Annotated in this window: 18 protein-coding genes; 16 read left to right on the forward strand and 2 right to left on the reverse strand. The window is 38.2% G+C overall.

All coding sequences use genetic code 11. The features are described from left to right. Positions 1–83 precede the first annotated feature (83 nt). The 5 genes from ACFX4N_RS24950 to ACFX4N_RS24970 all read left to right on the forward strand — a co-directional run bounded on the left by ACFX4N_RS24950 (position 84) and on the right by ACFX4N_RS24970 (position 7,062). Positions 84–899: a YitT family protein gene (locus tag ACFX4N_RS24950; protein WP_013055060.1), complete on the forward strand. Its 816-nt coding sequence runs from the start codon at positions 84–86 to the stop codon at positions 897–899. A 195-nt stretch (positions 900–1,094) separates the two neighbouring features. After that, entirely contained in the window at positions 1,095–3,833 is a 2,739-nt protein-coding gene (locus ACFX4N_RS24955) for a GTPase domain-containing protein (protein WP_057275205.1), read from the forward strand. A 13-nt stretch (positions 3,834–3,846) separates the two neighbouring features. Further along, positions 3,847–4,077, forward strand: coding sequence for a helix-turn-helix domain-containing protein (locus ACFX4N_RS24960; RefSeq protein WP_013055062.1), 231 nt, complete (start codon positions 3,847–3,849; stop codon positions 4,075–4,077). Between the two features lie 172 nt (positions 4,078–4,249). After that, on the forward strand, positions 4,250–5,233 hold the full coding sequence (locus tag ACFX4N_RS24965; RefSeq protein WP_025601306.1) for a BMP family ABC transporter substrate-binding protein: 984 nt from the start codon (positions 4,250–4,252) through the stop codon (positions 5,231–5,233). 23 nt (positions 5,234–5,256) lie between these two features. Further along, positions 5,257–7,062, forward strand: a complete 1,806-nt coding sequence (locus ACFX4N_RS24970; protein WP_025601308.1) for an ATP-binding protein — start codon at positions 5,257–5,259, stop codon at positions 7,060–7,062. 27 nt (positions 7,063–7,089) lie between these two features. On the opposite strand, the gene map is transcribed toward ACFX4N_RS24970, so the two are convergent. Continuing rightward, positions 7,090–7,836, reverse strand: a complete 747-nt coding sequence (map, locus tag ACFX4N_RS24975; RefSeq protein ID WP_013055065.1) for a type I methionyl aminopeptidase — start codon at positions 7,834–7,836, stop codon at positions 7,090–7,092. Between the two features lie 333 nt (positions 7,837–8,169). Between map and ACFX4N_RS24980 the strand changes: the two genes are divergently transcribed. From ACFX4N_RS24980 to ACFX4N_RS24995, 4 genes are all read left to right on the forward strand, one after another. Beyond that, entirely contained in the window at positions 8,170–9,234 is a 1,065-nt protein-coding gene (locus ACFX4N_RS24980) for a lactonase family protein (RefSeq protein ID WP_377263218.1), read from the forward strand. Between the two features lie 273 nt (positions 9,235–9,507). Further along, a complete protein-coding gene (locus ACFX4N_RS24985) occupies positions 9,508–10,521 on the forward strand; it encodes an NAD(P)H-dependent flavin oxidoreductase (protein ID WP_082611994.1) in 1,014 nt (337 codons plus the stop codon). 63 nt (positions 10,522–10,584) lie between these two features. Beyond that, the gene (locus ACFX4N_RS24990; RefSeq protein WP_013055068.1) at positions 10,585–11,406 is read left to right on the forward strand and encodes a MerR family transcriptional regulator; all 822 of its coding nucleotides are present in this window, start codon (positions 10,585–10,587) and stop codon (positions 11,404–11,406) included. Positions 11,407–11,473: 67 nt separating this feature from the next. Next, on the forward strand, positions 11,474–12,694 hold the full coding sequence (locus tag ACFX4N_RS24995; protein ID WP_192101035.1) for a multidrug effflux MFS transporter: 1,221 nt from the start codon (positions 11,474–11,476) through the stop codon (positions 12,692–12,694). Between the two features lie 40 nt (positions 12,695–12,734). On the opposite strand, the gene ACFX4N_RS25000 is transcribed toward ACFX4N_RS24995, so the two are convergent. Beyond that, positions 12,735–13,388, reverse strand: a complete 654-nt coding sequence (locus ACFX4N_RS25000) for a hypothetical protein (RefSeq protein WP_098448885.1) — start codon at positions 13,386–13,388, stop codon at positions 12,735–12,737. Between the two features lie 214 nt (positions 13,389–13,602). Between ACFX4N_RS25000 and ACFX4N_RS25005 the strand changes: the two genes are divergently transcribed. From ACFX4N_RS25005 to ACFX4N_RS25035, 7 genes are all read left to right on the forward strand, one after another. Continuing rightward, positions 13,603–14,124, forward strand: coding sequence for a M15 family metallopeptidase (locus ACFX4N_RS25005; RefSeq protein WP_013055071.1), 522 nt, complete (start codon positions 13,603–13,605; stop codon positions 14,122–14,124). Positions 14,125–14,601: 477 nt separating this feature from the next. Next, positions 14,602–15,330, forward strand: coding sequence for an amino acid ABC transporter ATP-binding protein (locus tag ACFX4N_RS25010; protein ID WP_013055072.1), 729 nt, complete (start codon positions 14,602–14,604; stop codon positions 15,328–15,330). 21 nt (positions 15,331–15,351) lie between these two features. Further along, positions 15,352–16,167, forward strand: coding sequence for a transporter substrate-binding domain-containing protein (locus tag ACFX4N_RS25015; RefSeq protein ID WP_013055073.1), 816 nt, complete (start codon positions 15,352–15,354; stop codon positions 16,165–16,167). Between the two features lie 74 nt (positions 16,168–16,241). Then, positions 16,242–16,880, forward strand: coding sequence for an amino acid ABC transporter permease (locus tag ACFX4N_RS25020; RefSeq protein WP_013055074.1), 639 nt, complete (start codon positions 16,242–16,244; stop codon positions 16,878–16,880). Positions 16,881–16,894: 14 nt separating this feature from the next. Further along, entirely contained in the window at positions 16,895–17,545 is a 651-nt protein-coding gene (locus tag ACFX4N_RS25025; RefSeq protein ID WP_013055075.1) for an amino acid ABC transporter permease, read from the forward strand. Positions 17,546–17,768: 223 nt separating this feature from the next. After that, positions 17,769–19,124 carry an amino acid permease gene (locus tag ACFX4N_RS25030; protein WP_013055076.1) on the forward strand — a complete coding sequence of 452 codons (1,356 nt, stop codon included), beginning with the start codon at positions 17,769–17,771 and terminating at the stop codon, positions 19,122–19,124. 128 nt (positions 19,125–19,252) lie between these two features. Continuing rightward, a complete protein-coding gene (locus tag ACFX4N_RS25035) occupies positions 19,253–20,530 on the forward strand; it encodes a DUF445 domain-containing protein (protein WP_013055077.1) in 1,278 nt (425 codons plus the stop codon). The last annotated feature ends 30 nt before the right edge of the window (positions 20,531–20,560 follow it).

The raw sequence follows: 20,560 nt of genomic DNA on the forward strand, positions 1-20,560 counted from the left end.
TAAGGTTTTCAATATTTTAGGAATTATAATAAAGAAGCAATAAATGAAAACATTATATTTGTGGTAAGAGGTGAAAGGACATCATGTATAGAGCAATTGCTATTATAGCAGGTTCTGTGTTAATTGGATTTGCATACAATTGGTTTTTAATCCCCCATAAAGTGTTAAGCAGCGGCATTAGCGGTATTGCTATGATTATAGGAATTTTAACGCCTGCAAGCACGGGAACAATGAATTTTTTGTTGAATTTACCCCTTTTAATTATTGGTTTTATGAAGTTAGGAAAGCGGTTTGTTTTACATACCCTGCTGTCCGTTGTGGCTTTATCAATTGCTTTATACGTGATTCCCTTGAGAGCTGTTAGTACAGATCCTATTCTGTCAGCTGTTTTTGGAGGAGTTTTAACTGGAATTGGCGTAGGGTTTGTTTTTCGTCAGTCAGCTTCGACAGGTGGATTTGATATTATTGCGATGCTCCTTACGCATAAAAAAGAATTCCCGCTTGGCGCTATATTATCAGCGATGAATGCCGTGGTTGTGTTTGTTTCAGGTTTTTTTGTGAATTGGGACGCGGCTTTATATACGATGCTTTCGATTTTCGTCACAGGAAAAGTAGTGGATGCAATTCATACTCGCCATATTAAGCTCACGTTAACCATTATTACGAGAAAAGGTGAAGAAATGAAGCAGCAGCTTCTTACGAATTTGGTGCGCGGCGTGACGTTAATGAACGGTGAAGGAGCTTATTCAAGAGAAGACCGTAAAATATTAATGACGGTGATTTCACGCTATGAGCTTGCAAACCTCAAGCAGTTAATTCAATCGGTGGATCCTGAAGCTTTCGTAAATATTACGGAAACGGTAGAAGTAATGGGGTTGTTTCGACGGGATGCCTATTAATATATTTGTTATTTCAGCGCCCATTTATGATAAATAGCCATTTTTATAGTATAAAAGTTATAAAAAAAGCCTTAAGAGTAGTTCTTGAGGCTTTTTTTGCGTAAAATATGAGTAAGAAAATATCGTGTATGAAAAGTATAAAAAAGGGAATTTGATAGAGTACATAAAATATTGACATCAAAAAGGAGAGACTATATGACGGTAGAATATCAGTTAACGAAAAAGAAATATTACGAAACGTTTATGCAAGAAAATGAAAATCAGCCGCCTGTAAAGGTCCTTGGACAAGCTTATTACGAAGAGCAGCAAAAAGAGTGGTACGACTTATCGCTCGTTCGCTTAGCCCAGGGAGAAGTTTACTTCCATAATCAAGATTTTGAGTCCGCGATTTTTAAGTGGGAGAATGTAAATGGTGAATTTAAGCTGTGGGCGAAGAAAAATACAGCCGACGCGCATTATGAATTGGGATTGTCTACGCTAGCTGAAGAGCTTTACCTATCCATCGAAACGGATTCAAAAGTATTAAAAGCTGAAATAGCGCTAAAGCTGTTTTCGCTTTATACGGACCATAACAATATTGAACGAGCTTATGAAGTCATTAACGAGCTGGTTGCTTCTCAGCCGGATTATCCAAACGTCACGGCGATTGCACGCAGATTTTATGAAGAGCAAGAAGACTTTAACAGCGCAGTGGAGCTTGCGGTAGATGAATGTATTCGGACAGAATCGTTAAATTGGTTTGCGGTATTAAAGACTTACGTAGATAAAGGATATACAGCAAACTTTATCCCTAACTATTTTTATCAAGTGATGATTGCATTTTACAAAGTGGATCAAGTGTATTTCAAACAGCTTGTCTCAGCTTTATGGAAACAATATAAGAGCCAGCCTCCTTATCTTGCTTGGATTAAAACCATCAATGATATTTTCTTGAATATTGAAGTGGGCCTCTATGATTATTGGCAAGAGATTTCAACTCTTTATCAAGAAACGTATACCGACTTGATGGAAAGTGATCATTCTGTAAAGGAATTGCATGAAGTCATTCCGAACGTATTAACAAACTGGCTTAAAATTACCAATAAGTCACGTGCGTTATTTCCGTCTGCGGCCGTGCTTTCATGGAATGAAAAGTTTCCGTCAACTATTGATACCATTACAATCGAAAATGCAGGCAGATTAATTTTTGAGGCGCGTAACGACATTGATGGTCTTGAATATCACTACAAGCTTTGCCACGGCATTATTAAATGGGCTAATGAAAATGGTTTAGAAGTGGGGCACACCTTTAAATGGTGGGTAGATTTTTTATTAGATGCTCATACGACACACTTATTAATTACAGGAACAAATGCTGCAACGTCTTCATTTGTGGGATCGATTACAGAAGAAAAGGTACCGCAAAATCACGAAACAACCTTTGTGTTCATTCATGATGAGGAAGAATCTATCCAGCAAATCGCTGATCAAGAAATCATTCCGATGGAAACGATTGACGGAGCGGAGCAATCTCCTCACCAGGCGCTTGTAGAAGTGAAAAAACCTTTTGCGTTCCTTGATAAGCATAATTGTTCATGCATTATTACGCCAAGCTTTACAGAACAAGAGGCACGTGAGCAGGATGCATTTAAATATGCTCCTTTAGCAGATGGTTTACTGTTTGTGCTTGATGCAAAAGAATCGCTGCTTGATGAAGAAAGAGAATTATTGCTGGAGATAAAAGAGCATGCGCCAAATACGCCAGTTCATTTTGTCATCAACAATATGGACAGTCTTTATAATCAAGCAACGATTGAGCGAATTACAAAAGAATTTGAAGCAAGCATTGGAGCTGATTTCCCGCAGGCACATGTATTAGCCTATACGCCTCACTACGTATCGAGTCAGCACCACGGAGACTTGGCTCAGTTTATTAAAGCTAATTTCTATTACGATCCAAACGACGTTGGAGTAGAAGAGCGTGCGCGCAGACTGCTGTTCTTCATTCAAAGCATGCTAAAGAGCTTAGTGGAGAAGAGAAATCAAACAGAAAATCATTTGATTGAAAGCATTAAATGGAACGAAGATATGCTTGTGCGATTAAATGGCTTCTTGCATCGAGTAGATGACTTAGAACAAGAAAAAGCGAGTAGTATTGTTTCGGCTTATCACGGAATCAAAGAGGATATTAGCAAAAAGCTAAAAAATAAAATTCCTCGTTTACTCAAAAAGTCTTCAGAATTAGTGAAGGAAGACAGTGATTTTAGTACGGTTCATATTGAGCTGAATAAACAAATGAATATGCGCGTGGAAGAGCACTTGCAGCAAGATGTCCTGCCCAAGTTCCGCATTTCTTTAAAGGACTGGATTGCTACATCAAATGAAGAGCTGATTGCGAGTCAAGTAGACATTGAAGAAGTAGCAGAGTCATTAAATAAGATGTACAATGAGCAAAAATTAACGTTAGCCTGCGATTTTAAAGTACTGGACGACTGGCGCCGCGACGTTAATCGTATGGCTAATCGGGTTCAGCTGGATGAAGAAAATATTTTACTTCGCGTTAATCCAACGCAGCTCTTGTTAAAAGGAGCAGGAAAACTGTTTTCTTCCATTCTTCAGAACCAAACGCTGCTTTATAATCAATATAAAAAGTACATTGAAAGTCAAGACTATCAAGATATCACAGAATCAATGCTGGCAAAGTTTTTTATGCAATTTAATTTATTTGAGAAAAATTTAGAAGTTGATATTGAACTATTCTTTGAAAAGCCAAAAGAGGTTTTAAAAGAAACGATTGAAGAAACACAGGCGCATATTAATGAAAATCAAGACGTGTTAAGTCATATGAAAGCCAATCCTGAAGCTTACCATGATCCTTTAATATTATTCCAGCTTCGCTTGCGTCAGTATGAGTTAATGGTTAAAGCTACAGAAGAGGTACACTACAACGTATAAAAGGTGGAGCAGGATGTATTTAACGATAAAAGAAGCAGCAGAGTATCTATCTTTTCCTGAAGAATATGTGCAGAAATTGATTCAAGAAGGAAAAGTACGAGCTATATTTGATGGTGAAAACTACTTATTAAATAAAGAGCAGTTTAACACCCATTTAGAGCAAATGGAAAAGTACAAAAAACAAATTGAAGAATACCTAAATGAGCCTATCCCTGAAGACATGGATGTAAAAGATGAAGATTGAAGGCAGAAGCAGAAAACAGATGTTTTCTGCTTTTTTCTTTTGGAATGAAAGTGTTAAAAAAGGTAAGATATGAAAGAAATGTCGAAAAAAGTTGGAATTTCGTTAAAGATGTAGTCTTTTTAGATGCTTTTTTTATATAATGAAAGTATGCTAAACAAAAAGGAGAAGGTCTATGCAACGATCAAGACAGTTAAGGCTGATTTTATTGCTTGCCCTGATTGTTGTCGCTTCGTTTTTAATTATTATTATTTCGAAAACACAAGGGATTATAAGTCAGCAAACGACAAAAAAAGTAGAAAACACAAGCGTTGCAATTCTCACCTCTGATGTACTGACAGATCAAAGCTGGGGCAGTCTAGCTTATAAAGGAAAAATCAACATCGAGCAGCAGTATCCTGTTTCGGCTCAAGTTATTAGCGAAGTAAATACGAACCAAAAAATGAAGGAAGCTGCTGAAAAAGTTATTCAAAATGGAACAAAAGTCGTAATTGGACATGGAAGAGAATTTTCTACCGTTTTTACAGAACTAGCTCCTAAGTATCCTCATGTTCATTTCGTCACCATTCACGGTACTTCAATGTATAAAAACCAAACTGTATATACATTTGATCAAACAAAAATAGAGCACCTGGCAGGCACGGCAGCTGCCATGAAGACAAAAACGAAAAAAATTGGATTACTTGATACATTTGCAAAAGAAAAAAATCCAGGGTTCGAACAAGGAATCAAAGCGTATGATTCATCGATTGCTTTTTATTATCGAGTTGTAAACAGCCGAGACGATGGAGCAAAAGCAGTAAAGCTGCTCCGCGAGTTAAAAGCTCAAGGTGTCGATATCGTCTATGCTAAAGGAAATTCGTATAATCAAGAAGTTATTCAAGAAGCGAAAACACAAGGAATGTACGTAATAGGATATTTAGATGATCAGGCGTACATGGGTAGGTCTGTTATTTTAACAAGTGTGATAAATGATGTTCCTCAAGCTTACAACGTGATTATGAAAGACTATTTTAGTAAAAAAGGTCTTCCATCTGGAGAAGTCAAACTTGACGCCAGGGACGGTGTTTATAAACTAGCGCCTTTTGGACCGATGTACAGTAAGCGGGAAAAACAAATTTTATATTCGAAAGTTAGAATGTCTACACAGCCGAAGTAACTATGAAAAAGAAAGAGATGATTATGAATCAATTATTTCGCAACATGTCATTCCGTAGCCAAATATTAACGATTCTTCTTTTGATTACATTCATGTTAAGCGGGTTCTCTTTAGTTTTAGTGCATGCCATTGATAAAATGAATCATGTAAGCAACGAAATTAAAGATGAAGATGTTCCTCAAATGGTGTGGCTTTCTTATTGGGAAGAGCAGCTGAACATAAAAGAATACATTGTGAAAAATAATCTAAAGAACCCCACTGTCTCTTTGATAGAAGAATATCAATCATATGATACACGAGTTATCGAAAATAATGAAAGATATAAGCAGCCTGTGCCAAAATCGTTGATTCCACTAAAGGAAAAAATTGAGCTGCTGGATTTTAAGATTTCTAATAACGTGCAGGGACTGCTGAAGTACGGAGATATAGAGGGAGCAAAAGAGTATCTTAAGAGAAATTATTTGCCGGATCTGCATCAGATAAAAAAAGATATTAATAGTTCAAAAGAAGAGACGGTTGATTCACTTGATACACTATCAGATACACTGTCTGTCATTATTAAAGATTCATTAATTTTACTATTGATTTTAACAGTAAGTGCTATTGTGGCTTCTCTTTATGTTTCTTATCGTATGAGTGCGAGCCTTACGAAACCAATTGAACAAATGATTGAAAAAGTGAATGACATTGCAGACGGAGAATACGGTCTTGTTCTTCAAGACACAAAGCAAATCGAGCTGAAGCAGCTTTCGGCTTCTATCAATCAAATGTCGGTTAGTTTAGAAGATTCATTTTGGAAAATCATTAAAGATAAAGCATATCGCCAGCAGATCTTAAATTCACTGCCTGTTGGAATTATCACAATAGAAGATGAGACAAATAGTATATTTGCCAATACCTCAGCAAAGCAGTTTTTAGATCTCGACGAAAAGGATATTTGCGGGTATATGGAGGAATGTCCTGAATATAATACTGAATTTTGGAGCATGGTGAATTCGGGAGAAATTCACGAAAATAAAAAAGTATTATTTGGAACGAAAGAGACGTGCTATTGCTTTTTAGCCTCTCAAACGCAGCTGTTTAATGAGAAGAACGAGAGCATCGGAAGAATTTTTTATTTCATTGATATATCGGATACCGAAGAATTAGAAAAGCGAATGCATCAGTCTGAGAAACTTGCTCTAGTTGGAGAAGTGGCAGCCGGAGCTGCTCATGAGATTCGTAATCCTCTTGCCGTGATTCATGGATTTATATCTCTTATGAATCAGTCTCTCTCTGATGAGGAGAAAAAGCGTTTTTACCTGCCTCTGCTTATGAAAGAGTTAGAGAGGATTAATTACATCATTGAAGAAATGCTGCTGTTATCAAAACCAGGAGCTCCGGTAATGAAAAAAGTCAGTATGCAGGATATTATTAATGAGCTATTGCCTTTGATTACTCACTCAAGCAAATTTACAGAAAAAGATAAGCTTATCTTTGATGTGAAACTGCAGCCGCATATACTAAAGGTAGATGAAAAACAAATCAAACAAGTTCTTCATAATTTAATTCGAAACAGTATGGAAGCCATGGATGGAGAAGGAGTCATTACAATCTATTCACAGGTTCATGATGATAATTATTGTCTGTATATTGAAGATAATGGAAAAGGGATTCCTTTGCATATGCAGCAGTCGCTGTACCAGCCGTTTTCCACTTCAAAAGATAGTGGAACAGGTCTTGGTCTGCCAATTGCTCAGCGTATTCTAGAAAGCCACGGAGGACAGATTAAATTATTATCTACTTCTTCCCGCGGCACAGTTTTTGTTATTAAATTTCCTCTACATTAAGAAAACAGCCTCAAAAGGGCTGTTTTTTTAATGTGCTGTTAAAATAAGAGGACCGTTTTTCGTAATCGCAAGTGTATGTTCAAATTGAGCGGATAATTTACCGTCTGTTGTACGAGCCGTCCAGCCGTTTTTATCCATTTTAGAATGCCATGTACCAGCATTCACCATTGGCTCAATTGTAATAACCATACCTTCTTTTAAACGTGTACCTTTGCCAGCTTTTCCGTAGTGAAGAATTGTAGGCGCTTCGTGCATGGTATTTCCAATTCCGTGTCCTGTGAAGTCGCGTACGACAGAGAATTTTTCGCCTTCTACATAGCTTTGAATAGCGTGGCCAATGTCACCTGTGCGATTTCCTGGCTGTGCTTGCTCGATTCCTTTTAAAAGCGCTTCGTATGTAACATCTACTAGACGCTGTGCTTCGTCTGAAATGTCTCCAACGGTGTGAGTCCATGCGGAATCTGCTAAGCCCCCGTTTAAATTTACAACCATATCGATGGTTACGATATCGCCGTCTTTTAACGGTTTATTTGTTGGGAAGCCGTGGCAAATTTCATCATTTAAAGAAGCGCACGTTGCATATTGATATCCTTTGTATCCTTTTTGTTCCGGCGTTGCTCCGTGCTTTGCTAAGTACTCTTCAACAAATTTATCAATTTGCATTGTTGTTATGCCTGGTTTGATCATTTTAGCGATTTCTTTATGACAAGAAGCTAATAATTTACCTGCTTCGTGCATTAAATTAATTTCGCGTTCACTTTTTAATGTGATCATTGTTGTTCACTCCTTTTTTGATGTAACTTTACGAAAAAAGTTGAGCAGCGGTTATAGCGATGAAAGTCGACTATTCATCAGTTCATTCTTCTTTATTTGAAAATCCAAGAAATACAGAAGCCGTCTGCTATGGGGCGATATAAAATCATCCTTAATCATAACGCCCCATGGTAGGAAAATGCAAGATGCAGGCTTAAAAAGGAAGGGTTTGACGATAGGCATGTAGGGAAAACTGATAAATGAACGTTGAATTGGAGCATTCTCTATAACAAATGCGGTATGATATAGTAAAATAAATGAAACAAAACAATTCTTTAGGAGGGGTATAGGAAAATGAGTGAACATGGAAAATTTATTGGATTTGCAGGTACATATACAAAAGCAGGCAGTGAAGGTGTCTATACATTTACGTTAGATACGAAGGCTAAAAAGATTGTAGAAGTAAAAGCCGTGGCTAAAATTGAAAATCCTACATACTTAAATGCAAGCAAAGACAACGAACATCTTTATACAGTTATTAAAGAAGGAGAAAAAGGCGGAGTAGCTGCTTTTAAGGTTGATCCAAACACGGGGCAACTAAAGTTTGTAAACAAACAGCTGCTAGACGGCGCGCCTCCTTGCTATGTTTCAGTGAATGAAGATAATACGCTTGTTTTATCTGCTAACTTTCATAAAGGGAGCGTTGAGACGTATTCTGTTAATGAAGAAACAGGGGAAATTGAATATGTAGCATCCGTAGTGGAACATCCTCATTCAGATCTCAAAAAAGGACAACAAGGAAAACCGCACGTACACTATGCCGATTTTACTCCTGGAGAAAAGCACGTGGCCGTTGTGGACTTAGGTATTGATAAAATCGTGACATATGAAGTAGAAGAGAATAAATTGAAGGAAGTCAACAGTCTTTCTACATCTGTTGGTTCGGGCCCTAGACATTTAACGTTCCATCCAAATGGCCGCTATGCGTATGCAATGACAGAATTCAGCTCTGAAGTTTTATTTTTAACTTATGACGAAAGCAAAGGAAGCTTCACTCAACAACAAGCTGTTTCAACAATTCCAGCTGATTTTACAGAAAATAATCAAGGGAGTGCTATCCACATTTCTTCAGATGGCCGCTTTGTCTATGCAGGAAACCGCGGACATAACTCAATTGCAACATTCAAAGTAGATCAGGATTCTGGACAGTTAACATTCATAGAATGGACAGCCACTGAAGGCGACTGGCCGCGCGATTTTGTTTTAGATCCAACAGAACAATTCATTGTAGCGTCTAATCAAGAAACAGGAAACTTGGTACTGTTTGAAAGAGACAAAGAAAGTGGAAAGCTAACGCTTCTTCAATCTAACGTTACGGTTCCAGAAGCTGTATGCGTAAAGTTCCTCCATTATAAGTAATCGATGTAGAAAGCCAGACCTGATCAAAGAACAATCAGGTCTGGCTTTCTAAACCTAAGCGGCTGTCACTCCCCTTACGGAGTTAGTGTCATCCACATAGGTGAACCTTTGAGGGAATAATCAGGTAGTGCGCGTTCCTTAGCATCATTTATGATCTCAATTTTTGAAACGAGCATAATCTATATATGGAAGAAAAGCCCTTTTGGAGGGCTTTTTTTTTCTGGGGTTATAGTAGAATGAAGAGAGAACGCATGAAAGGCTGAGGTGAGAAGTGTGGAAGATATATGTAAATATCCAATTGTACAAGCTCCCATGGCAGGAGGAGTTTCGACGCCTAAACTAGCTGCGGCAGTATCTAATAGCGGAGGACTAGGGTTTCTAGCTGCGGGATATAAAAGTGCGCGTGAATTGGAGCAGGAAATTATAGAGATGCACTCACTTACGAAAAAAACTTTTGGAGTGAATCTGTTTGTGCCGACAAATGAAAAAGTAGCAGTTGATGCACTTGATTGTTATCAAAAAGAACTGTCAAAAGCAGCTGAATATTTGGAGTGTCAAGTTGATATACCAAAGAATGATGATGATGAATGGAATGCCAAGCTCGACATCATTCAAAAACATCGAGTACCTGCTGTGAGCTTTACATTTGGGTGCCCGGATCGAGAGATTGTAGCAAGTTTAAAAGGAATTGGAAGCCGTGTTTTCGTTACGATTACAACACCTCAAGAAGCCGAAGTGGCTTTGAGAGCAGGAGCGGATGCGCTATGTTTGCAAGGCATTGAAGCCGGCGGCCATCGATCTACTTTTTTAGAGAGTTCGGTGGATTACCCGCTTATGAAATTGCTGAAAGAAGTTCGCTCAATCACTAAAAAGCCATTGATTGCTGCGGGAGGGTTGATGACGGGGTCTGACATAAAACGTGTGTTACAAGAAGGGGCTTCTGCTGCCCAGTTAGGTACGGCTTTTATTTGTTGTCCAGAAAGCGGAGCGAGTGCTCTTCATAAAGAAAGCATTCTTCAAAAGCGTTTTAATGAAACAGGTGTCACACGAGCTTTTACAGGGAAACGTGCTAGAGGATTTGTGAATGCCTTTTTTATTTCCTATGATAAATCAGCACCATCCGCCTACCCTCATATTCATTACATGACAAAGCCTATTCGAGCAAAAGCTACACAAATGAATAATCCAGAGTACACTTCTTTGTGGGCAGGAACCGGATTTACGCTGGCAAAAAAACTGCCTGCACATCTTATTGTGGAAGAGCTTGTACAAGAACTAAATGAATGACGAGAATTACGGTGTTACTTGCTTTAAGTGCAAGCAGCTTTACATAAAGAAGGTGAACTTATAGTGCAAAACAAATTTACGATTGGACAAATGGCCAGACTGCATGATATTCCGGTTAAAACACTTCGCTATTATGATGAAATTGGCCTGTTCGAGCCTTACGAAGTTGATCCACAAACCGGTTATCGATATTATACGTTAGAACAATTTAAGAAATTAGATATCATTGTCTATTTAAAGCTGATGGGAGTTCCTTTAAAAGAAATTAAAAGAAAGATGGAGCACAGCAGCTTGGATGAATTTATTGAAACTTTAGCGGAATATCAGAAGGTAACAAAAGAAAAAATTCGTCACCTTCAAAGAGTGAATGTGCAGTTAACAACTCGAATGAAGGAATTAGAACAGACGAGACATATTAACCAAATAGGAGCCCCGTTCATAAAACACCTTCCTTCTCGTGAAGTTGTGCAAGTAAAAGCAGAGGTAGGTACGTTAGACGGGACTGAAAGTGTTCTCCGTGATTTAAAAAAGAAAATTAGTCATATTACCCCGATTATGATTGGGAAAGTAGGGTTTATGCTATCGGTAGAAAACGCGAAAAAACAACAATTTACAGATTACGATGGCATTTTTTTATTGGTCGAAAGTGATGTTTCTTTTAAGCATGAACTCGTTACGTTAATACCTGAAGGAGATTACGCATCTATTTATATGAGAGAAAAGAGAGATACCACAGGAGTCTATTACGATGCATTACTGAACTTTATTAAAGCGGAAGGATACAAAGCAGAAGGTCCTTTCTTAATTCGGCGGATTGTAGATTCATTTATTTCACATCATGAAGAAGAGCGGCTGACGGAAATTCAAATTCGAATTACGTCTTGACTATCCAGTAGCTGGAGGGTTTAAGATGAGACTATTGTAAAACTGCTGAAGGGAGAGACAACAATAGATGAATCAGCAAAGTATTTCCCAAGGAATGTCTTTAAGCCGAGGAAATCGTATTTTATTTATTTTAATTTTGGGTTCACTGAGCGCATTTGGACCGTTATCAATCGATATGTATTTGCCAGCGCTGCCGACGCTTGCGAAAGAATTGCATACTTCAGCTTCTTTAGCGCAGGTCAGTCTGACAGCTTGCTTATTGGGCTTAGCATTTGGGCAAGTGGTCATGGGGCCATTCAGTGATATTCGCGGAAGGAAAAAGCCGCTTGTAGCAGCATTAATCACCTATGCAGTTGCATCTGTTTTATGCGTGTTTGCACCGTCTATTTGGATTTTTATCGTTTTGCGATTTATTCAAGGTATGGCAGGAGCAGCAGGAATGGTTATTTCAAGAGCGAGCGTGCGAGACTTGTTTTCAGGTTCGGATTTAACAAAGTTTTTCTCCATGCTTATGCTTGTAAATGGCTTAGCTCCTATTTTAGCTCCGGTTGCTGGTGGACAGCTGCTGACGATTATGTCGTGGCGAGGAGTATTTGGTGTGTTAGCAGTGATTGGTGCACTAATGTTTTTTGCCGTTTTATTTGGTTTAAAAGAAACGCTTCCGCTCGAACGCCGTAAAGAAGGTGGATTAACAGAAGTACTGCGTACATTTGGCGTATTGCTAAAAGATGGTGTCTTCGTGGGATATGCGCTGGCGCAAGGTTTTATTATGAGTGCCATGTTTGCTTATATTTCAGGTTCTACATTTGTCCTTCAAGACATTTATGGACTATCTCCGCAGATGTTCAGCTTTGTTTTTGCTATTAACGGTTTTGGACTAATTATAGCTACTCAAGTGACAGGACGTTTAGCGGGTAAAATAAAAGAAGCAACTCTTCTTATGTATGGATTGCTTCAAGCAGCTGTTGGAAGCGTGCTTTTAGTGGCCGTGATTGTTACTCACATGTCCGTTATTTTGGTCTGCATCTTGCTTTTCTTTGTAGTATCGAGCGTAGGAATTGTGAACACAACCGTTTTTTCACTCGCTATGGAAAATCAAGCTTCGAACGCGGGAAGTGCTTCAGCGCTTCTAGGGTTGCTTCCGTTCTTGCTCGGAGCAGCCGTAGCTCCTCTTGTTGGTCTTGGAGGAGGGCAAAATGCTCTGCCGATGGGCATTGTGATTATGGTCTGCGATTTATTAGCATTAAGTGTGTACATGACGTTAGTGAGAAGGAAAACTGCATCATAAAAAAGCTACTTGGCTTTCAACAGCCAAGTAGCTTTTTTAGTTATTGAGCTTTGTGCTCGTGATTTTCAAACGGCATTGTAACGCCAAGCTTTTGTATTTCTTTTTTTGCATTTTCCAAAATGGTTTCAGCTTTCGCTTTTGTTTCAGCATCTACCCCGCTTAGAAAATCTTTCTTTTTAGCAGGAAAATTCACGCCAAGTTCTTTTAATTTGGCTTCCGCTTGTTCTTTAGTCAGCGTGCCGTCGCGAAACTGATCCATAATAGCTTTCGCTTTTTTCTTTGTAGCCGCATCTAAATTGTTAAAAGGACCGCCTCTATGTTCAGGAAAATTCACGCCAAGTTCTTTTAATTTGGCTTCCGCTTGTTCTTTAGTCAGCGTGCCGTCGCGAAGCTGATCCATAATAGCTTTCGCTTTTTTCTTCGTAGCCGCATCTAGATTGCTGAAGGGGCCGTCTTTGTGCTGAGGCAAGTTTACGCCGAGTTTTTGTAATTTTTCCTGTGCTTTTTTCATAATATCATCAACTTTTTGTTGTGTTGCATCATCCGTATTTGTTGTACTGCCATTTGTTCGCTCTACAACTGTTGAAGAGCTTGTTTCATCTTTGCTGGCTGCAAATGCCGTGGAGTTTGCAGCGGCCATAACTCCTAGTGTTAAACCGCTTGCCATGATATAACCGAATAGTTTCTTTTTCATGCTGTTGTCACTCCTTAAAAGTTATAGGGGTGTGGTACAGAGCTGTCCACAATTGTTAATGTAACCACCAATAGTGAAAAAATGGTGAAAATAGATAAAAAACGAAAAAATATAGACGTTTGTTGAACACTACAGCTCTTTTATTGGATAACAAAATGAAATTCGATATGATTTTATCTAAACAACAGCAAAAAAGAATGGAGACTTTATATAGATGAACGTTCTTAAAAAATTGGGAATAGCTTTGATAGTTACGATAGCGGTAAGCCTGGTATTTTTGTTTCGCGATGAGTTAAAGCCAGGTCCAACGCTAGAAGATTTTTCAGGAGCAACTGATTTGCATCCTGTCGTAGAAGAAAAGAAAAATAAACTTGTTCAACAAGCAAGTGACCAAGGAATCTCGATTGTCATTACGGAAGGTTTCCGTTCAAAAGAAGAACAAGATAAGCTTTATGCAAAAGGCAGGACGGAAGAAGGCAATATTGTTACCTATTCAAAGGGCGGCCAGTCTTATCATAACTATGGACTAGCTATTGATTTTGCTATTCAGTTAAAAGACGGAAGAGTTATTTGGGACATGGAATATGACGGTAATAATAACAATCAGTCTGATTGGATGGAGGTTGTAGATATCGCAAAAAATTTAGGATTCGAATGGGGAGGAGATTGGCAAGGATTTAAAGACTATCCACATTTTCAAATGAGTCTGGAAAATATAAAAGACCACACACGCTAATAAAGCGTGTTTTTTTTTAGAGGGATAATACAATTTCACTATATCTATGTCAGAACCTCTAACACGAATAGAAGCTTGTATTTTCTTTTTTGTTAATTTACCGTTAAGAGAATTATATATATTAATATAATAAAGATAATAGACGGATAATTAGAAAGAGGGGTGATTAGAGAGAACTGGCCCCTAAAAATGAAAGACAATTCGTATAAAGATATGCGTTAACTAATATAATCTATTGATTAAGCTTATACAAGTACCTTCAGCCTAGCGAACGTATGCTTACATATCGGCAAATGCCAACAAAGCCTTTTATTTTTCTAGCATATTTTATTTGAAGAAAGTTCATTTTGATTACAAAAAAGAGATAATTTGTCAACTGTTGACTTTGCTTTAAGGGTAAGAATATAATTTTTAACATATTTTAAATATTTTAAAAATTTAAATATTTATTGTTGTTCGCAAATTAGGAGGGGGAAAATGATTGTTTTTGACGGAGTGAATAAATATTACGGTGATTTTCACGTATTAAAAGATATCAATTTAACAATTGAAAAAGGTGAAGTTGTCGTCGTAATTGGACCTTCGGGTTCAGGTAAAAGCACGATGCTGCGATGCATAAATTATTTAGAAACAATATCTAACGGACAGTTAACGGTAAATAATATATTGGTCGCGGATAAAAAAACAAATATTAATAAACTGCGCCGCAATATAGGTATGGTGTTTCAGCATTTTTATTTATATCCGCATAAAACAGTTTTAGAAAATATCACTTTAGCACCTATGAAAGTATTGGGACAGTCGTCAGAAGAAGCTAAGAAGACAGCCCTATACTATTTAGATAAAGTCGGAATCGGTGAAAAAGCTAACGCCTACCCATCCCAGCTGTCAGGCGGCCAGCAGCAGCGTGTAGCTATTGCGAGGGGACTTGCGATGAAGCCAGAAATTATGCTTTTTGATGAGCCTACCTCTGCTCTTGATCCAGAAATGATTGGAGAAGTGCTGGATGTCATGAAAACATTGGCTAAAGAAGGAATGACCATGGTAGTTGTAACTCATGAAATGGGGTTTGCAAAAGAAGTAGCGGACCGCATTGTATTTATGGATCAAGGAAAAATCTTAGAAGAGGCAACTCCGGCTGAGTTTTACGAAAACCCGCAAGAAGAAAGGGCACGTTTATTTCTTAGCCGTATTTTAAATCATTAATTGTTTAATAGGGGGAGTAATATGAAGAAATCAAAAACGTTTTTAAAGGCAGCTGTGCTTTCATTAGCAGCGGCTATGATGTTAGCAGCTTGCGGAGGGAAAAGTGAAGAAACGAGTGGATCATCAGCTAAAAAAGATGCGCTCACTGAAATCAAAGACCGAGGGAAAATCGTCATTGGAGTTAAAAATGATACGCGTTTGTTTGGCTTAAAGAATCCAAAGACGGGTGAAGTAGAAGGTTTTGATGTTGATATTTCTAAGCAGCTGGCTAAAGAGATTTTAGGCGATGAAAACAAGGTAGAATTTAAAGAAGTTACGTCCAAAACAAGGGTTCCTCTTCTTCAAAAAGGAGATATTGATGCTGTTGTTGCAACAATGACTATTACAGATGAACGTAAAAAAGAAGTAGACTTTACGGATGTATATTTCCAAGCTGGACAGTCTCTGCTTGTGAAAAAAGGCAGTAAAATTAAAAGCGTTGATGATTTGAAGAAAGGTACTAAAGTGTTGGCTGTTAAAGGATCAACTTCAGCTATTAATATTCGCGAAAAAGCACCAGAGACAACGGTATTAGAGTTTGAAAACTATGCAGAAGCATTTACAGCTTTAAAATCTAAGCAAGGAGATGCTTTAACAACTGATGATGCTATTCTTTATGGAATGGCTGATGAAGATCCTTCTTATGAATTGGTAGGAAAGCCGTTCACAGAAGAGCCTTATGGCATTGCTGTGAAAAAAGGAAACAAAGAGCTGGTAGATGCCTTAAACGATGCGCTTAAAAAGATAAAAGACTCTGGAAAATATGATGAAATTCACGACAAGTGGATCAAACAATAAGCGTACAGTTTTCTTTTCTCAGGATGAGCAGCATTATGCTCATCCTGCTTGTTTAGTTGAAAGGAGGAAGAAAATTGCTGGATTTTTCAATTCTGACGAACAATATGGATCTTTATTTAGAAGGTTTTAAGTACACCATTATCGCCAGTCTGATCGCTTTAGTGGCCAGCTTTGTACTTGGCACGATCATTGCGGTAATGCGAATAGCCCCTCTCAAAATAGTAAATGTAATTGGTACGGTCTATGTAGAGTTCATTCGAAATATTCCCCTTGTGGTTATCGTCTTTTTTATTTTTATTGTGGCGGGAATCAGCGGTACAGCTGCCGGAGTGCTGGGACTAACTATTTATACGGCAGCTTTTATAGCCGAAGCCATACGAGCGGGAATTATGGCTGTTCCAAAAGGGCAGCTTGAAGCGGCACGTTCATCCGGCCTTACGTACGGTCAGGCGATGCGGTTCATTATATTGCCTCAAGCCATTAAAATCGTCATTCCTCCTCTTGGAAATCAATTCATTAATTTAGTCAAAAACTCATCCGTGTTAGGGATTGTTGCTGGTTTTGATTTAATGTATCAGGCAGATCTTGTTTCCTCTCAAACTTACGTAGTGTTTGATGTGTATATTTTTGTGGCTCTGTTCTATTTAGTTCTAACCATTCCGTTAAGCTTAGGAGTTGGTTATCTTGAGAAACGTCTTGGTAAAACAAGCTGAAAGGAGTGAAAGTGATGGATTTTATGGGTGCTTATTCTCCTGATCACCTTTCCTTCTTAATGGAAGGATTTTGGGTCACTTTAAAAGTGGCATTCATTTCGATTGTGTTAAGTTTTCTTATTGGAAGTATAGTAGGTATTTTAAGGTATGCCCGCATTCCAGTTCTGTCTCATGTACTCGCTTTTGTCGTAGAAATTATCCGGAATTTGCCGCTGCTTTTAATTATCTTTTTTACATACTTTGCTTTACCTGAAATCGGAATTGATATGGAAATTACGTCAGCAGCGATTGTGGCCCTCACTGTATTTGAATCTGCTATGATTTCAGAAATTATCCGAAGCGGATTGAAATCAATTGAAAAAGGACAAATTGAAGCGGCGCGTTCATCAGGTTTAAACTATTATCAAACGCTTCGTTTCGTTGTGCTGCCTCAAGCTTTGCGGAGAATGGTACCTCCTTTAGTTAGTCAATTTATTTCCTTATTAAAAGATACGTCGCTTGCAGTAGTGATCGCACTTCCTGATTTGCTGCATAACGCTCAAATCATTTACGGACAGAAACAAAGTTACGTAGTCCCAATGTTTTTGATCATCGCGATGATGTATTTTATTGTAAACTATGCTTTATCCATCATTGCAAGAAGACTAGAAGTCAAAAGGGTGTAGATACTCTTTTGACTTTATTTTTGGAAAATAAATAACATTGACAATGTATTAATTCAACGCATAAAATGACTAAAGTAACAGTGGTAAAATCAGATCATTTTCATTCATCATAGAGAAGAAAAACAGTGTTGGTTCACCCCCTACTGAATATCCGGTAGGGGTTTTTGCGCAAGAAGTGATTTGGTTAAACTAACACGTAAAATGAACAGAAGGGACGGGCATCATGGAAAAACAAGATCAAAATTTAAAAAAAGGTCTGTTGCCTCGTCATGTGCAGCTCATTGCGCTTGCCGGTATGATTGGGACAGGTATTTTTAAAGGTAGTGCTGATACGCTAGGTATTGCAGGACCAAGTGTTGTACTGGCGTATTTATTTGGCGGTCTTATCTTATTTATTGTAATGACAGCATTGGCGGAGATGGCAATTGTCTATCCGAATATGAACGTACAAAATTTAGTGCATAAGGCATTCGGTACGCAAACCTCTTTTATTGTAGGGTGGCTGTACTGGGTGAACTGGATTGTCGTGACAGTTGTTGAACTGCTTGCGGGAGGAAGCTTTTTGAAGTTTTGGTTCCCTTCTGTACCTCTTTGGCTCTTAAGCTTTCTCTGTGCAGTGCTGATTGTAGGGATGAATTTATTTCAAGTTAAGTATTACGGAGAAATTGAGTTTTGGTTTGCCGGTATTAAAGTAATTGCTCTTACCGCTTTTATCATTTTGGGAGCTTTCATTTTATTCGGTGTGATTCCAAGTGATGTGCAAAACCCCTGGGCAAATTATACGGCTCATGGAGGCTTTTTCCCTCACGGCATGAGCGGTGTGCTGAGTGCCTTTTTAATTGTGATGTTCTCTTACGGCGGAGCTGAATTAATTGGTGTGGCCGTAACGGAAACAAAAGATGTGAAAAACGTGTTACCGAAAGTGATCAAAGGCACAGTATGGCGGGTGATTGGCTTTTATATTTTGCCTATTTTAATTATTTGCGGCCTTATGCCCTGGAATTCTGTATCAGGACAAGACAGTCCATTTGTGCAAGTGTTTAGTATCACCGGACTGCCGGGTGCGGCTCATATTATGAACTTCGTTTTATTAACGGCCGTTTTATCAGCAGCGAATTCAGGGATGTATGCAACTTCGCGTACGCTCTATGCTATGGCTCAAAGCGGAGAAGCATCAAAGCGCTTCTTGAAAGTTTCGAAAAACGGTATTCCGATTAATGGTTTGATGATTACGGCTGTTTGTATTTTAATGGGTGTGTTTTTAGCTTATAAAACACCGGATAATGTAATTAGTTATTTAATGACCATTCCCGGCTTCACGATTATTCTTATTTGGGTAAGTATTTGTTTAGCTCAATTAAAGCTGCGTAAAGGGTATAAAGAAAAGCCGTTTTTCGCATTAAAGTGGTTTCCTTATACAACGCTCTTTGCAACAGCAGCACTGCTTGTTATTTTTGTATCATTTATGTTTAACAAAAACAATGTGATTGGATCCAGTGTATGTGCGGTTATCTTGGTCGTACTCCTCATTTTTTCATTTATTAATAAAAGTCGAAAAGAAAAAAAGTTTGAAGTATAGCAAAAAGGCAATATACTAGAAAGACGAGGATAAAAGCTTGTCTTTCTTTTTTTTGCGGAAATTTCTGTATCACGTTACATATTTCTAGATGAAATGTTTAGTTAAATAAATAAAGGATGAGGACTACAATGGAATCAAATAATGTATTTACAACAAACCCAAAGAAGAAATCAAAGCACTTAGCCGTGATTTCTTTGGCGATTATGGGAGTGGGCTTCGTTGCCACAATGCCTTTTGGTGATTCAATTTGGGGTCGGTTGCTTCAAGGTGGGTTCGAAGCTGGATTAGTCGGCGGATTAGCGGATTGGTTTGCCGTTACGGCTCTTTTTCGTCACCCTTTAGGCATTCCTATTCCACACACTGCGCTGCTTCCTAAAAACAGACAGCGTATTACAAGAGGGCTAGTCTCAACCCTTGAAAACGACTGGCTGTCAAAAGAAAGTATTCAAGAAAAAGTAAAAAGAATTGCGTTTACACAGCGTTTGCTTCCGATTGTTCGAAAAGGTGTTCATTCGGAAACGATTCAACAAAAAGGAACCGCACTGCTTGTTGATGCGATTAATCGTGTGGATACAGAGAAAGTCGTTCCTATTATTGAAAAAGAGCTCAAATCATCGCTTTCAGCAATAGAGTTAAAGCCTATTGTGCATTCGATTGTTGGAGAAGTGGTAAAAAATCAGTATGATGAAAAAGCGCTTGATGTTCTTTTAAATAAAGGGGAGAGCTGGATTAAAAAAGAAGAAACGCAGTATCAGCTTGGAAGTATTGCTAAAAATGCGCTTGATAATATTGAGCTTGATGGTATTTTACAATTTGCTCTCAAATCATTTCAAAGCATGATTAATGAAGAGAAGCTAGGGTCTATTTTGCAAAATTTATTGCTTTCTATTACAGGGCGTCTTCGTAACGAAGAGGATGAATACCGCCTTGCTTTGGTAAACGGAATTAGAAAAGAGCTGCAAGGCTTGGAGCAGAATGAAGAACTTCTTGAAAAATTAGAAGCATGGAAACAAAAAACGATTAATGAATTAAACGTAACGAATAAATTAACAGAAATCGTCGATAAAATGAAAGCGAAAGTGATAGCATTCATTGAAAGCCCTGAATTTATGAAAAGCTACGCCGTTCCTTACGTAGAGAGCTGGCTGAATGCTCTTGAAGAGGATGTACAGCGTCAAGAAGCAATTGATACGGCTATTCAAAAGCAAATCATGAGCTTTGTAGACGAGAATCATTCGAAAATTGGACAGCTTGTTCAAGAAAACTTAGATAAATTAGATGATGAAACACTTGTGGATATGATGGAAAACAATGTCGGAAAAGATTTGCAGTGGATTCGAGTGAACGGAGCTCTATGTGGATTCTTAATTGGTATTGTATTAACGGTTATTAAATTAGCGGTATAAAAAAAGAAGCACGCTCCTTTTGGAGTGTGC

Origin of the sequence: Priestia sp. YIM B13551 (assembly GCF_042787905.1) — a bacterium.
Classification (GTDB): domain Bacteria; phylum Bacillota; class Bacilli; order Bacillales; family Bacillaceae_H; genus Priestia.